Origin of the sequence: Paenibacillus nuruki (assembly GCF_001721045.1) — a bacterium.
Classification (GTDB): domain Bacteria; phylum Bacillota; class Bacilli; order Paenibacillales; family Paenibacillaceae; genus Saccharibacillus; species Saccharibacillus nuruki.
Window position 1 is genome coordinate 1 of sequence record NZ_MDER01000046.1, and the last position, 14,460, is coordinate 14,460.

The 14,460-nt window shown below is 39.1% G+C and carries 15 protein-coding genes; 9 read left to right on the plus strand and 6 right to left on the minus strand.

The annotated features are described in order from the left end of the window. Positions 1 to 110 precede the first annotated feature (110 nt). Positions 111 to 1,028: a DUF7638 domain-containing protein gene (locus PTI45_RS13730; protein WP_069328171.1), complete on the plus strand. Its 918-nt coding sequence runs from the start codon at positions 111 to 113 to the stop codon at positions 1,026 to 1,028. 115 nt (positions 1,029 to 1,143) lie between these two features. On the opposite strand, the gene PTI45_RS13735 is transcribed toward PTI45_RS13730, so the two are convergent. Together PTI45_RS13735 and PTI45_RS13740 are read right to left on the minus strand one after the other, a co-directional pair. Continuing rightward, positions 1,144 to 1,323, minus strand: a complete 180-nt coding sequence (locus PTI45_RS13735; RefSeq protein ID WP_069328172.1) for a hypothetical protein — start codon at positions 1,321 to 1,323, stop codon at positions 1,144 to 1,146. A 370-nt stretch (positions 1,324 to 1,693) separates the two neighbouring features. After that, entirely contained in the window at positions 1,694 to 2,734 is a 1,041-nt protein-coding gene (locus PTI45_RS13740; RefSeq protein ID WP_069328173.1) for a LacI family DNA-binding transcriptional regulator, read from the minus strand. A 453-nt stretch (positions 2,735 to 3,187) separates the two neighbouring features. On the opposite strand from PTI45_RS13740, the gene PTI45_RS13745 reads away from it, so the two are divergent. The 5 genes from PTI45_RS13745 (at position 3,188) to PTI45_RS13765 (ending at position 8,223) form a co-directional block, all read left to right on the plus strand. Beyond that, positions 3,188 to 4,477: a sugar ABC transporter substrate-binding protein gene (locus PTI45_RS13745; protein WP_069328174.1), complete on the plus strand. Its 1,290-nt coding sequence runs from the start codon at positions 3,188 to 3,190 to the stop codon at positions 4,475 to 4,477. A 2-nt stretch (positions 4,478 to 4,479) separates the two neighbouring features. Next, positions 4,480 to 5,829, plus strand: coding sequence for a carbohydrate ABC transporter permease (locus tag PTI45_RS13750; RefSeq protein WP_069328175.1), 1,350 nt, complete (start codon positions 4,480 to 4,482; stop codon positions 5,827 to 5,829). Then, positions 5,826 to 6,668: a sugar ABC transporter permease gene (locus PTI45_RS13755; RefSeq protein WP_069328176.1), complete on the plus strand. Its 843-nt coding sequence runs from the start codon at positions 5,826 to 5,828 to the stop codon at positions 6,666 to 6,668. Before PTI45_RS13750 ends, PTI45_RS13755 begins: the two co-directional genes overlap by 4 nt. 187 nt (positions 6,669 to 6,855) lie before the next feature. After that, positions 6,856 to 7,887 carry an HNH endonuclease family protein gene (locus PTI45_RS13760; RefSeq protein WP_069328177.1) on the plus strand — a complete coding sequence of 344 codons (1,032 nt, stop codon included), beginning with the start codon at positions 6,856 to 6,858 and terminating at the stop codon, positions 7,885 to 7,887. 18 nt (positions 7,888 to 7,905) lie between these two features. Continuing rightward, on the plus strand, positions 7,906 to 8,223 hold the full coding sequence (locus PTI45_RS13765; RefSeq protein WP_069328178.1) for a nucleoside triphosphate pyrophosphohydrolase: 318 nt from the start codon (positions 7,906 to 7,908) through the stop codon (positions 8,221 to 8,223). A gap of 145 nt (positions 8,224 to 8,368) precedes the next feature. Here PTI45_RS13765 and PTI45_RS13770 read toward each other — a convergent pair whose 3' ends face one another. Then, entirely contained in the window at positions 8,369 to 9,283 is a 915-nt protein-coding gene (locus tag PTI45_RS13770) for an arginase family protein (protein WP_069328179.1), read from the minus strand. Positions 9,284 to 9,388: 105 nt separating this feature from the next. On the opposite strand from PTI45_RS13770, the gene PTI45_RS13775 reads away from it, so the two are divergent. Next, positions 9,389 to 9,727, plus strand: coding sequence for a winged helix-turn-helix transcriptional regulator (locus tag PTI45_RS13775; RefSeq protein ID WP_069328180.1), 339 nt, complete (start codon positions 9,389 to 9,391; stop codon positions 9,725 to 9,727). A 69-nt stretch (positions 9,728 to 9,796) separates the two neighbouring features. Here PTI45_RS13775 and clpP read toward each other — a convergent pair whose 3' ends face one another. Further along, on the minus strand, positions 9,797 to 10,378 hold the full coding sequence (gene clpP / locus PTI45_RS13780; RefSeq protein ID WP_069328181.1) for an ATP-dependent Clp endopeptidase proteolytic subunit ClpP: 582 nt from the start codon (positions 10,376 to 10,378) through the stop codon (positions 9,797 to 9,799). Between the two features lie 15 nt (positions 10,379 to 10,393). Further along, positions 10,394 to 11,194, minus strand: coding sequence for an RNA polymerase sigma factor (locus tag PTI45_RS13785; RefSeq protein ID WP_069328182.1), 801 nt, complete (start codon positions 11,192 to 11,194; stop codon positions 10,394 to 10,396). Between the two features lie 256 nt (positions 11,195 to 11,450). Here PTI45_RS13785 and PTI45_RS13790 point away from each other — a divergent pair, with 256 nt between their 5' ends. Next, entirely contained in the window at positions 11,451 to 11,933 is a 483-nt protein-coding gene (locus PTI45_RS13790; RefSeq protein WP_069328183.1) for a P-loop NTPase family protein, read from the plus strand. A 29-nt stretch (positions 11,934 to 11,962) separates the two neighbouring features. On the opposite strand, the gene fabF is transcribed toward PTI45_RS13790, so the two are convergent. Then, positions 11,963 to 13,198 carry a beta-ketoacyl-ACP synthase II gene (gene fabF, locus PTI45_RS13795; RefSeq protein WP_069328184.1) on the minus strand — a complete coding sequence of 412 codons (1,236 nt, stop codon included), beginning with the start codon at positions 13,196 to 13,198 and terminating at the stop codon, positions 11,963 to 11,965. A gap of 227 nt (positions 13,199 to 13,425) precedes the next feature. On the opposite strand from fabF, the gene PTI45_RS13800 reads away from it, so the two are divergent. Then, positions 13,426 to 14,286, plus strand: a complete 861-nt coding sequence (locus tag PTI45_RS13800) for a helix-turn-helix transcriptional regulator (protein WP_069328185.1) — start codon at positions 13,426 to 13,428, stop codon at positions 14,284 to 14,286. The last annotated feature ends 174 nt before the right edge of the window (positions 14,287 to 14,460 follow it).

The window sequence follows — 14,460 nt, forward strand, 5'->3', positions numbered from 1 at the left end:
TTTATAACTTATAATACGTTAAACAATTACTTAATAGGTTAATAAATAGATAACTATTATTATCAATCTATAAAAAAGATAGTGCATATGGGAAGGAAGAAAGATGACTCATGCATAAAATTCGAAGAGAAAAAATAATAGAAGGTACCACTATTCCTGGATTTATCCGTAATGGACAATACTTTTATATCAATGTAGATATTTATGAAGATGGAATGGTGAATTGTTGGGAACTGGCTGATCTCAAAGGCGTGCGCGAAAAGATTGATTTGGAATGGTTAACACCACAAGTACCTGACGGAGAATCTATTTCCGTTTTTGGCTTAGGGGATTATCGCACGATTGGCGGTTCATGGAAGCACGATGCACAGAGCTATTATGACTACATAACGGAGTTAGTACAGCAATTGAATCCGGGTATGCATAATATCTACGAAGTTTCTTTTGCCGAAAAAATGAAAAAAGAGAAATATAAAATTGTAGAATCACCTTACGCCCAAGATTTCTTTGTAGAGTCTGAAGTAGGATATAAAGTCGTTACAGGAGAAGGATTTTTTATCTTTATGAAGTATGAAGGTATTGATTATCTGGTATACCTCACGGTATATAAAGACGGTACGATTGAATGTCAAAATGCTGTTTTTCAAAAAATATTAAAGTTAGAAGAGTTAGAAGAATTATTTAGCAACGGCACCTTTTTTACAGAACTCAAAGAACCGACTAAGATTACACTCGATCATCTCGGTGATGTAGTGATGGTCAACGGAAGTTACATTATAGATATTGAGGATAAATACAAGCAAGTACTCGACATTTATCAAAAGTTAAATAAGCATCCAAGCTTATATGATATTTGTAGAAATCGGTATTATGACTATTTAGAAAATCCAACAGTAGAGAATAAAGAATATCTACGTAAAGCTTATGAAGTGATTCCAGAGAATGAACGTCCTCGTGTAGCCAAAACGCAAGCTCAACATGAAGATTATATTCGTATTCTGTATACCGATCAAAAAAGAGAAGTTTAAATACAATAAACCCCTTGTCCTGTAAATGGATAAGGGGTTTATATATGGAACGAACAATCACTGTGATGAGATCGCTCAATCTTGGGATTGAATGTATTCATGAGTCCATCCTTTATTATAACGTGTGATGTTCAAGCAGATCATGCCGATTGCGAAGCTCTAAGTGAAAACGGATGCTTTGCAGTAGAACTGGATTATTCTCAATCTCTGCTTCTTCAATACGTTCTTCTTTCACTGGATCAGGACTGCACAGAAATTGGGTCATCCATAGAGATAAGTTATTATCGTTATTCATAAGTAAACCCTCCTCGGATGAAATAGTAGTTGACTCGAAAGATCAGTAGATCAATACAGAAACTATAATGATCCGTAGCTTGTATGCTGTTTCTGTATAGTTATTATATCGTGCATACTTTAACGAAATGTGATGGCTAGCTTAAAATAACATTAAATTATGCTACAAATAAGACAAAATAAAGGGAATGATTGAATATACATCTATTTATTTCCTATTATTGTTAAATATTTATGTATCCATCTCATGTTGGTGTTATATCGTATACGTTATACATTGGATATCGAATGTATGTATTTCATAGCAAATAAAGCGACTGTGCCAGAATAATGTCTGGTTCAGTCGCTTTATTGAATTCGTATGTGAATAATTATGACTCCGTATGAGGAGGGGAGAACATAGAGGACTCCCGTACAATCAGACGATGAGGAACAATATGACGCTGTGAAAGTAACGCATGATCATCTCCACGAATCGCTTGAATCAATGCTTGCGAAGCCGTATATCCAAGATGATAAATACCAATATCTATACTGCTTAGTGGTGGAGTCGATAATTCAGCAAGTGCAATATTGTTAAAGCTCACTATTGAGATGTCATCAGGTACTTTATAACCCAATTCATGGAGCCCACGCAAAATTCCAAAACTGACAATATCATCGACAACCACAAGCGCTGTTGGACGTTCAGGCAAATTCATAAAAAAGGACATCGCCCGATAACCACTTTCTTGCAAAAATTCTCCTTCCACAATCCAATCATCCCGTAAAGGAAGACCTGCTTCTTGCAACGCTTGTCGGTAACCGCTTATTCGATCAAGCGATACGACGAGCTCAGAAGGACCACTCACAAAGCCAATCCGTCGATGCCCTAATTGGATCAGATGACGGGTAGCATCTGCCGCCGCTTCTATATTGTTGGTGTCGACAGAAAGAACATTCGCATGTTGCTCACTGCGTCCGATCAGTACCGTTGGGAATTCTTTATCACTTAGGAAATCAACAACCGGATCATTTTGACGAGAATAAAGTAAGATCGCTCCATCAATACGTCCACCAAAAACTAAGCGAGAGACGGCGTCTACTTCTTCCTTTTCACTAGCGCCTGAAGTGAGGACGACATCATATCCACTTCGATTCGCTTGGGTCACAATACCACGTATTAATTCCATAAAAAAAGTATTCAAAAACAACTCTTCCGCAGGCTTAGGTAAAATCACACCTAAACTTTTGGTTGTTTTGGATACTAGACTTTTCGCCATCATATTCGGATGGTAGCCCATCTCCTCCATAATCTCTCTCACTTTTTCTGAGGTAGCATGGCTGATTCGCGGATGATTAGACAATACACGCGAAACGGTAGAAGGAGATACGCCTGCTCTTTTGGCGACATCTTTGATCGTAACCGACATGTGTACCTCCCTGGTCATGGTTTTTGGGATATTGAGAACCATCACTATCTGTATTATCTATGTTAAAACATATGCTATACGGATGTAAACTGCAAAATATACACACTTCCAAAGAAAATAGGCGATATTTTATGATTTTCAGAGAAATAGATAGGATATAAGCAATTATATCTGCAAAAAGCCAGAATATGGCGTTAAATTGTTTGTGCAAACGTTTTTACAATTTCCATATTTCAGTTATGATGGATTTGCTGGATAAAGCGCTTACTTATAACATCATTTACCTTTAGTGGTGATTATTAGACTTTTATGGCTGAAGAAAAGGGTATCATATGCTAATATGAACAAACGTTTGCGCAGATGATATAGTCAAAGTACATAGGCAACAAACCCTTGATAACAGTACATAATTTTAGCGCTCGCCATCATACTATAGAGCGGAGGAAAAAAAGAATGATGAATCGTAAAAAGTGGGGAATCATGAGTTGTTTATTAATCATGATGTTAATAGTGTCGGCATGTAATAGTGGTGGAGCAGGAACAACAACACCGGGAACAACCACAGATCCTGCAACAGCAGCCGACCAGCAAGAAATGGTACCTGAAGAAGGCGCCAAACTTACCGTATGGGATAGTGGCGATCAGAAAACATTTATCGAAGCAGCCGCTAAAGCTTTTAAAGAAAAATATAATGTAGAAGTAAGCTTTGCTGAAGTTGGACCAGACAAATCGATGGGTCAAATGGTAACAGATGGACCAGCAGGTGTAGGTGGAGATGTATTCGCCGGGGTTCATGATCAGATTGGTCAAGGGGTATCCGCAGGTGTTGTGTTGCCTAATGACTGGTTCGAAGAAGATACCAAATCACGTAATAGTGAAATTGCGATCAAAGCGTTAACGTATGACAATATGTTATATGGATATCCCAAATCGGTAGAAACCACAGCTGTTTTCTACAACAAAGATTTGATCAAAGAAGTACCACAAGATTGGAATGGCGTAATTGATTTTGCAAATACATTTAACGATACAAAAGCGAATAAATTTGCGATCATGTGGGAAGTTGGTAACGGATACTATGTATTCCCATTTATCGGTGGATACGGTTCCTATGTATTCGGCAGTGATGGTACAGATGCAACAGATATCGGTCTGAACAATCCAGCAGCTATTGAAGCAACAACATTTATTCAAGGATTGAACAAAATTCTTCCGCTTAAAACATCAGATATCAATGCAGATATCAAAAAATCATTATTTACGTCTAACAAATTAGCAATGAATATCAGTGGTCCATGGGATACAGGTTCACTCAAAGAATCGGTTAAAAATATCGGTGTAGGTATGTATCCAAATCTGCCAAATGGTAAACCAATGACTCCGTTCTCTGGTGTAAAAGCTTATTTTGTAAACGCTTATACGAAGTATCCGAATGCTTCTAAATTATTTGCAGACTTTATTACTTCCGAAGAATGGCAGACTAAGAACTTTGAAATGAATGGAGCTCTTCCATCCAATACCAAAGTAGCTGAAAGCGAAAAAGTACAAAGTGATCCGATTGCATCTGTATTTTTGAAACAGTTTGAAAATTCAGTACCGATGCCTTCGATCCCAGCAATGGCGCAATTCTGGTCTCCAATGGAAGCAGCAATGTCTTCGATCTGGAACGATAACAAAGATCCAAAAGCAGCATTGGATAATCTAGTTAGTCAAATGAAGAGTAATATCGAGACAGGGCAATAACAATGGGGAACGTATCGATCCATCCTGAGCGAACAACAGGTGTAGGAAGTGGGCTTATAGCAGCGATCTTGTCTGCGCTGATTATGGGACTCGGGCAAATGGTTAATCGTCAGTGGGCGAAAGGAATTATTTTCCTGATTGCTGAACTGGTAAGTGTCTATCTGATTATTACCAGTTTGGCAAATAATATCTGGGGGTTGATTACGCTTGGCGATCAGCCTTCCCGTATGGAGAAAGTCGGCAGATTGTATCAGAACGTACCGGGAGATCATTCCATCTTTATGATGATCTACGGACTGGTCGCACTATTGTATATTGGTTTATTGATATGCTTCTATATTGCGAATATCAAAGACGCTTATCGTATTGGTAAAAAGCGCGAACGTGGCGAACGTGCCAATACATTCCGTCAGACATGGAAAATGATCGGTAATCAAGGGTTTCCTTATTTGTTACTGACTTTACCAGCGATTGGCGTATTAGTGTTTACGATTGTTCCGATTATTTTTATGGTATTAATGGCATTTACCAATTACTCGGCACCCGATCATATTCCAGCTAAAAATCTAGTCGATTGGGTAGGGTTCCGTACGTTTACCAATCTATTAACACTCAAATCCTGGAGTCATACGTTTATCGGTGTACTTACATGGACGATTATCTGGGCAGTGGTTGCGACAGTCACTACATATTTCGGCGGTATTCTAGTCGCATTACTGATTGAGCAAAAAGGGATCAAATTCAAAGGCATGTGGCGTACGCTATTTATTTTGCCGTATGCGATTCCGCAATTTATCTCTCTACTAATTATGCGTAATCTACTGAACTTCCAATTTGGCCCGATCAACCAATACTTGCGTATGATGGGTCTCGGTTCAGTACCGTGGCTGAATGATCCGTTCTGGGCAAAAGTGACCGTGATTCTAGTGAATATGTGGATCGGTATTCCCGTGTCGATGATTCTTGTACTGGGTGTACTGACAGCGATTCCGCGTGATCTATACGAAGCGGCAGAAGTGGATGGAGCGACAGGGTTCCAGAAGTTCCGTAATATTACGATGCCATTCGTATTGTTCCAGACGGCTCCGATCTTAATTATGCAATTTGCAGGCAATATCAATAACTTTAACGTGATTTTCTTGTTAACAAATGGATTACCAGCCAATGGAGATTATGCGTTTGCAGGTAGTACCGATCTATTGGTTACATGGCTCTATAAGTTAACTCTTGAAAATCAGCGTTATAACTTTGCTTCAGCGATCGGCATTATTATCTTTATTATTATTGCGGCATTCTCGCTCTATAACTATCGACGTAGCCGTTCCTTTAAAGAGGAGGATATGATCCAATGAGAAAACAACAACGTGTCAAATTGGTGTTCAGTTACATCTTGCTTGTACTGATCGCTATAGGCTGTATTTATCCAGCACTCTGGATCATTTTATCCTCACTCAAAGAAGGAGATTCGCTCTATAGTGAGACATTGATTCCGCAAAAATTAACATTAGAGCATTATATGGACTTGTTCCGTTCGCAATCGGACAAAGATTTGCCTTACTTAAAATGGTATTGGAATACGCTCAAAATTGCCATTACGAGTATGATTCTAGGAACACTGTTCCAAGTGCTAACCGCATACGCGATGTCACGCTTCCGCTTTAAAGGCAGACAAACGATGATGTCACTTGTACTGATTCTAGGCATGTTCCCGGGATTCATGAGTATGATTGCAGTGTATGTCATTTTACTACAAATGAACTTACTGAACTCTCCATGGGCGCTAGTACTGGTGTATACCTCTGGTGCAGCACTCGGAATGTTTGTGGCTAAAGGCTTTTTCGATACGATTCCAAGAGCGTTGGAAGAATCGGCTTTGCTGGATGGTGCAAGTCATTTTCAAATCTTCAGTCGCATTATTCTACCGTTGTCGATGCCGATCATTACGTATATTGCACTGACCACATTTGCCGGTGCATGGGTCGACTTTATCTTCGCCCGTCTGATCTTGCGTTCGAGGGAGAACTGGACGTTGGCGGTGGGGTTGTATGAACTGGTCAATACGTATTCGAGTACAGAGTTTACGTTATTCGCCGCAGGTTCGGTGTTGGTGGCGTTGCCGATTACGTTGTTGTATATGTTCTTACAGCGGTTCTTAGTACATGGATTGACAGCAGGGGCGACGAAGGGGTAATTGGGAATAAAAGAGACAGGCTTATCTCGTAGTGTTGAGATAAGCCTGTCTTTTTTATTAAAGGGAAAATTATAAGAAATATTGAAATTAAAGAATTAGGGTATGAATATCATCAAATAAAAATAGCATAGACACTTTATAAGATATATTTGTAAAATAGAATTATATCTTACTAAGGAGTATGTCTATGTCCCTGTTTACGGAAGAGTATCCTTCACTAGATTCTTATTGGCGTTCTATTATACTATTTGGTAAGAATTCTGCTACATATAAATTTGCACTTGCCAAAAGTTTATTAGAACTTTCACCACAAACAAATACTTTTATTTCTCTTGAAGAATTAGCTGTACCATTTTGTCAGCATATTTCAACGCATTTAAAAACGAATGATAAGCAGATTACTTCAACGTCTAGCAAGTTTATTGATGCTTGTAGGCAATTAAATGAACAGAAAATGGAACAAGACCACTTAATTCAGTATGCAGTAAAGTATGGTTTTGAGAATGTACTAGATGCTTTTCATAATGTAAATCAAAATCATATTCCTGTGCAATTTTTTGAGACAATTAAAACTGGTAAAAAACCAAAGGGAATCATTATTACAGATAATTTCTACAAATTAAAAGAAACTTCACAAGCAAGTAACTTTATTCTTGAGACAGAAGCTCGTTGGAGGCTAGTTGAAACAGCTTGGGCACTCGGTTTAGCACCATCATTAGTAGAAGTTAAATATGATGAACTTAAAGGTGAATTTTTTGTTGATAGTTCAGATAAACGAAGACGAACTGATATTACATCTGCACGTGCTTCATTAATTGGTTATCAAAAAGCAAAGTGTTTTTACTGTTTTGATGATATCAGTACTGATCCAAATCATGATCTTTTTGCAGATATTGATCATTTTTTTCCTCATTCTTTACAAAATAGTACTCGGACAAATTTAAGTGGAATTTGGAATTTAGTACTGGCTTGTAAAAGATGCAATCGTGGAGAAAATGGTAAGTTTGCAAAAATACCTGAAATTCATTTACTGGAAAGACTGCATAAGCGTAATAGTTTTTTCATTAATAGTCACAATCCATTAAGAGAGACATTAATGAACCAGACAGGAAAATCGGAGAAACAACGAATTACTTTTTTACAACAAATGAATTTATTTGCTATTAATCAATTAGTACAGTATTGGAAACCCCATAATACATTTACACCTGCATTCTAATTTAAGGAGATTAAGAATATGAAAGTATATAACAAACTTATTCGTGATAAAATCCCGGCAATCATAGAAGCATCTGGAAAAAGAGCTAACGTAGAAGTAATGAGCGATAAAGAATACGAGAAAGCTTTAGATGCTAAGCTTTCTGAAGAGTTAAACGAATATAATGAAGATAAAGATATAAACGAGCTTGCAGATTTACTTGAGGTGATTTATGCAATTGTTGAACACAAAGGATTGAGTATAGAAGAATTTGAAAAGATTCGGTTAAATAAAAAAGAAGAACGTGGCGGTTTTAAAGAAAAATTAATACTTTATAATGTTGAAAATAATAAGTAAGAAAGAATAAGAAAGATAGATTCCTCTTTATCACATAGTTGCAAAGTAAATAATTCATAATAGTAGCAAAAAAACACTCTAGTCTATACAATGTTAGAGTGTCTTTTTTTATAAAAATTATGATTTCTTTGAGTAAATTTAAAAATTACGTATTCAAAATAGGTATTTCTGCAAGCAAATTCTTCAAGTTAATCGCATCCCATGGTGTATGTTCAGTTATCCCTAAGCCAACGACTTCTGTTTCTTCAGAGAGTTCTTTCAGCAAATGGAGCAATTGTGGGAATTGCATCGTACCGGAAGGAGAGACAAGATAAGGTTCGTAAGGCTTTGCAAATAACAAAGAACGAAATGCTTGAGGATCAAGTACATCAAGATCAAGATGAACGGCTAAGTGCTTAATATTTCTTTCTTGAATCCATGTTTTGATAGAATCTAAGCTACTTGCTAATTCTGCTGTTCCTGCTGTACGAATACCTAATCGTTCGATCATTTCCGTATCATGTTCGACTACTGTTATACCTTGTGCTTCAAAGGCTTCTGCAATGAACTTGTTCTCTTCTTCTGTAGCCACAGCGAGTCCCGCAATAAAGACATTCTCAGGTTTCAAAGGAACTTTCACATGCTTAGCAAATTCCTGATCACCTTCGCCAAGAAGATTGCCTAGTGGCAGGGTATGCCCGTTATCGTATCCGGTATATCTAACCAGATCACTATGAGCATCGATCCATATCAAGCCTAATTCACCATCATATTTTTCATTTAAATAAGCAAAAGGAGCTTGTTCGACCAAGCAATCTCCTCCAAACATAATAATGCGATCGGGTTGATGTGCCTGAATAAGATGCTCAGCCGCTTCTAATTGTTGTAACAATTGTGTTCGTCCATACATTCCATGCTCATTTTGAAGTGGGATACCCTCATAAGGTCGAACAGGAACATGAATAAGAGGTTGATCATTATTAGGAGCTAGCCATGCCAGTAGCTCAGCACCGAAAGAATAGTTGGGATTATTCCCACCTTGCCATTGTGGCATTAAAAGACGTATCGTTTTGGTAGTCATTATTGATCTCCTTTACTTCAAAGTAAGGCTAGTATAAACTGAACGCAAATATAAAAGTAGTACGCACTATTTGGATAGGTACTACCCGAAAGGATAGTGGTATAGATGAGTATGGCTGAATATCAAGGCAAAATTAAAAACATTCAAGATACTCCGTTCGGCTACACGTTGTCAATTATTGGCGGGAAATGGAAGATGGTCATTCTCTATCTTTTGGCTGAAAATCAAACGGTTCGTTTTAATGAATTAAAAAGACAAATTGGTGCCATTACGTACAAAACGTTAAGTGCTCAACTGAAGGAATTAGAAGCAGACGGTGTAGTAAAGAGAGAAGAATTTCCTCAAATTCCACCCAAAGTAGAATACAGTCTTACTGCGAAAGGCGCATCACTTTTACCGGGATTGGAAGCATTATGCGAGTGGGGAGTTAACAACCAAAATTGAAAAAAGCAAAAAATAAGCTATCACCTCTTAGACAGGCAATAGCTTATTTTCAATTTCTAATCTATTTTTCTAAACCCTAGCCACAACCTGATCCACCAACCCATAAGCTACCGCTTCCTCAGCAGTTAGAAAATAATCCCGATCACAATCTTGCGTAACCTTCTCCAGAGGTTGACCGGTACGATCAGCGATAATTTCATTCAATTTGGCTCGACTGCGAAGCAACCGATCGGCATAGAGAATCACATCTGAAGCCTGACCTTTAGCGCCACCAAGAGGTTGATGAATCATAATTTCACTATTGGGCAACGCCATCCGCTTCCCAAGCGTACCACCTACGAGCAGAATTGCACCAAAGCTTGCCGCCATACCTGTACAGATCGTCGACACATCTGGTTTGATAAATTGCATCGTGTCATAGATAGCAAAGCCAGCCGATACCGAACCACCGGGGCAATTGATATACATTTGAATATCTTTTTGCTCGTCTTCGGCTGCTAGATGAAGCAGTTGAGCTACAATAATGTTTGCCATCTGATCTTCCACTTCGCCAGACACCATAATGATCCGATCTTTCAGTAATCGAGAATAAATATCGTAACTACGTTCACCACGATCTGTTTGTTCCACCACATAAGGGATAGTTGTCATCTGAAGCACTCCTTGTTAAGCAATCATACGCATCTCAGAAGAAGAGGATGAATACAACTGCTTGTGATACGGCAAAAAGGGCTGCATTGTGTTAGAGACTACTGTTGATGTTGAATGCTTAGCACCAGCCAATTGTATATCGATAGCTATAGCTTGAACATCCTGACTGGACGTATTCATGCGCATCACTGTCAACTGCACGATTCTGGAAGCATCACCCGTATGAAGCGCTTGTACATATTGATGTAAGAGCATCAACGTATCCCTATCTTCGGCTAGCGAAATGTATTCGTCTAAGGTGTCAGCTTTTTGAGTCAGAATTGTTCTTGCCCGGTACAGAGCTGCTTTAACAGCACCTTCAGTCGTCTCTAACATCTGCGCCGTATCTGCCGCTGAATAACCAAATAAATCTCGTAACATAAAAATCGCTTGTTGCCATGGAGATAGTTGATTCATTAATTGTTGTATCGCGAGTTCAATATCTTGTGGACAAGGTTCTGCTATATCGTGTACCGTTAGCTGATGTTGCTGAATATAATCGTCCACATAACGTTTTCTACGCATGATATCGATCCATGTGTTACGAGCCGTGCGAATCGTATAGGCTTCTGATTGTGCTATAGATAATCCTTTGCACTGAGCAGATAGAATTTTGAGACAGGTTTCTTGCATAAGGTCTTCAGCATCTGCGATATGATGGGTTAATGACAGACAGTATTTATACAGAGATGGAAGTTGCTCTTTCCAATACGCTGTCGTCTGATCTGTAGAATGTGTTGAACATAAAGTAAGATCTTGCTTGTGTAAAAGTGTCATCTATGGGGCGCCCCCTTTGTGATCAGAAATGCTTTGACTACAACGTTGTATATCTTGTAAACGAATAAGGTGATTCAAAAGATACGCAATATGTATAACGATAATTAAAATATGTACAAGTCTGGCTAAGAGCATACCGCAATCTCTTATTTTTTTAAAGGTTAACTCTAACGATTTATACTAAACCTATGCTAGTATAGTAAAGACGACATCAGATCGTAATGGGCGGCTAACGAGCGAATAGGAGTGAACATAGATGACACCGAGGAAAATACATATTATAGGCGCCCATGCAAGTGGAAAAACCCATCTGGCACGTCGATTATCTCGCAGATTGGGTATTCCTCATTATGCACTGGAAAATTTAGTGTGGAATGGAACAGGGGAGAAGAAGCGCAGAAATATACCTGCCCTGCGAGAACAACTCTTATTAGATATCGTCTCGCAAGACTCATGGATCGTCGAGGGGCAAGATTATGAATGGTTAACGTTTAGCTTTGCTATGGCAGAGCAGATCATTTTTTTGACTCCGTCTCCACTAGTGCGAGATGGACGAATGATTTTGCGTTTTATGCGTCAGAAAATAGGAACAGAAGTCGATCAAGATCGATTCTCATTGGGTACGTTAATGAATATGATTGAATGGAATCATCATTTTGAACGACATACGAAGAAAAATATTATCGAAGCATTAGAGCCTTATAAGCACAAACTCATCATAACCAAGTATGTTCAATAAAGTAGAGTGCATGATTAATAACTATATGGTTATTCGTATTTTTTCAAAACGACAACAGCATTATGACCGCCAAAGCCGAACGAGTTGGATAATCCAATCTGGAGATCGGCTTTTCGTGCACCTTCAGGAACATAATCGAGATCACATTCTGCATCAGCTTGGTGCAAATTAATCGTCGGTGGAATGATCCCATTACGTAGCATTTGAACCAGTGCTATCGCTTCTGCACCGCCAGCCGCACCGAGCATATGCCCTAACATCGACTTATTAGCAGTCACTGGAATCTGATACGCCTGTTCTCCAAATAATTGCTTGATCGCATACGTCTCCGAGCGATCTCCAACGCCTGTACTGGTCGCATGGGCGCTGATCACATCGACTTGCTCTGGCGTGATGCCTGCATTTCGTAATGCCGATTTCATGGCTTGATGAGCTCCGCGACCTTCAGGATGAGTCGCTACCATATGATAAGCATCTGAACTGGCTCCATAGCCGATCACTTCAGCGTAGATAGTCGCTTTTCTAGCGAGTGCATGAGATAAAGATTCCAGTACCACAATCCCAGCCCCTTCTGCCATAACAAATCCATCTCTGGATTGATCAAATGGACGACTGGCTGCGGTTGGATCGTCATTACGTGTGGATAAAGCAGTTGCATTGCCGAAGCTAGCCAGAGCGACTTCATTGATCGCTGCTTCTGCACCACCTGCCAGAATCACATCGGCATCTCCATAAGCAATCATTCGCATCGCTTCGCCAATAGCAGTATTACCGATCGAGCAAGCCGTAACAGGGGAAAGCGTCGGTCCCCATGTGCCAAGCCGAATACTAATCATCGCGGCCGCACTGTTAGCGATCATCATCGGAACCAGTGTAGGACTTACCCGTTCAGGTCCTCGGTCTAATAAAATATGATCTTGATCCAACAACGATTGAATTCCACCTGTACCTGAACCGACATAGACACCGATTCGTTCACGATCACTTTCTTCGATATTTAAGCCCGCATGAGATACAGCTTGTTCAGCCGCAGCGATTGCAAATTGAACAAAGCGATCCATCCGTCTAGCTTCTTTTCGTCCAAATAAAGCATCCCCATCAAAATCACGCACTACACCTGCAATTTTGGCTTTGTGCCGTGACGTATCAAACGCATCAATCATACTAATACCCGATTGACCTTTCACCAAATTATCCCAAAATGTATCTATATCATTCCCTAACGGAGAAACAATCCCCATCCCTGTAATCACAACTCGTTCCATCCTTTTTTATCCTCCTAAGCGTTTGGGTTTGGCAATATAAACGCGACCTCTACACTATTATTCTGGCATGCAAAATATCCTATTACAAGTTACCGTTTATCCTAGTATAATAAGTAACAGGTTACTGCATACTTTTTAAACCTATCAATCCAATAACAAAATCATAGAATACTAATGTATATATACAACGAGCATTAAAATCGCATTCACTCTAAGGAGGGTATACAGTGAATCAACAGCATCGTTTACAAGCCTTATCTTCTTTTCTCAAAGCTCAGCGGGCGAAGATTTTACCTCAACAAGTGGGACTAATCGTTGGTATTAGACGACGCACTCCGGGATTACGACGGGAAGAAGTCGCTCAATTAGCAGGGGTCAGTACAACATGGTATACATGGTTAGAGCAGGGCAGAGATATTCAAGTATCTGCTTCTGTATTGGAAAATATAGCATCAGCCCTTTTGCTAACACCGGATGAACGGAAATACTTATTTTCATTAGCGCTGGATAAAAGTGCATCGATCGTTCCTTTGTCCGAAGAACTTCCTTCTATTACACCTGCCCTATACAAAATCTTACAACAGCTACAATACTGTCCTACGATTATTTCTGATCGACATTGTCATATTGTTGGATGGAATGATGCCGCCAAACATGTGTTTCTCGATTTTGAAAGTATTCCTGAACCGGGGCGCAATATGATTCGTTTGTTATTTTCACGCAAAGAGTTTCGTCGTTTAGCGGTAAATTGGGATGACTTTGTAGGCGGATTTTTGGCGATTTTTCGTGCATATTATGGGCAATATGTCGATGATGAGTGGTATGAGCAATTCATTGCAGAAATGAGCGAATTATATCCTGATTTTTATCATTTATGGGAGCAAAGTAAAGTCAGTTCGGCACCTGAAGTTGTGATCGAATTCCGACATGCCAAAGCCGGTAAAATGCTGTTCGATCTTACCTCATTACAAGTACAAGGCAATACTGATCTACGGTGCAGTATTTATACGCCTTTAGAAGATTCGGCGACAGAAGTGAAGCTTAGAGCTTTAATGGAACGTAGCAAAGAAATAGGATTAGAGCTGTAAACACCTTTTGTAATTTTCCAGTCTCTATACTATAATTTCCATATATCCCATAGACAGATATACGGATAGAAAGAAGTGAAAAGAGGTGCTGTATTGTTAGAATATTATCCTTTAATTTGTTCATCTTTTATCGTTATTTTGTTGATTTCCCGTTCAGTGTATCATCGATTCCAG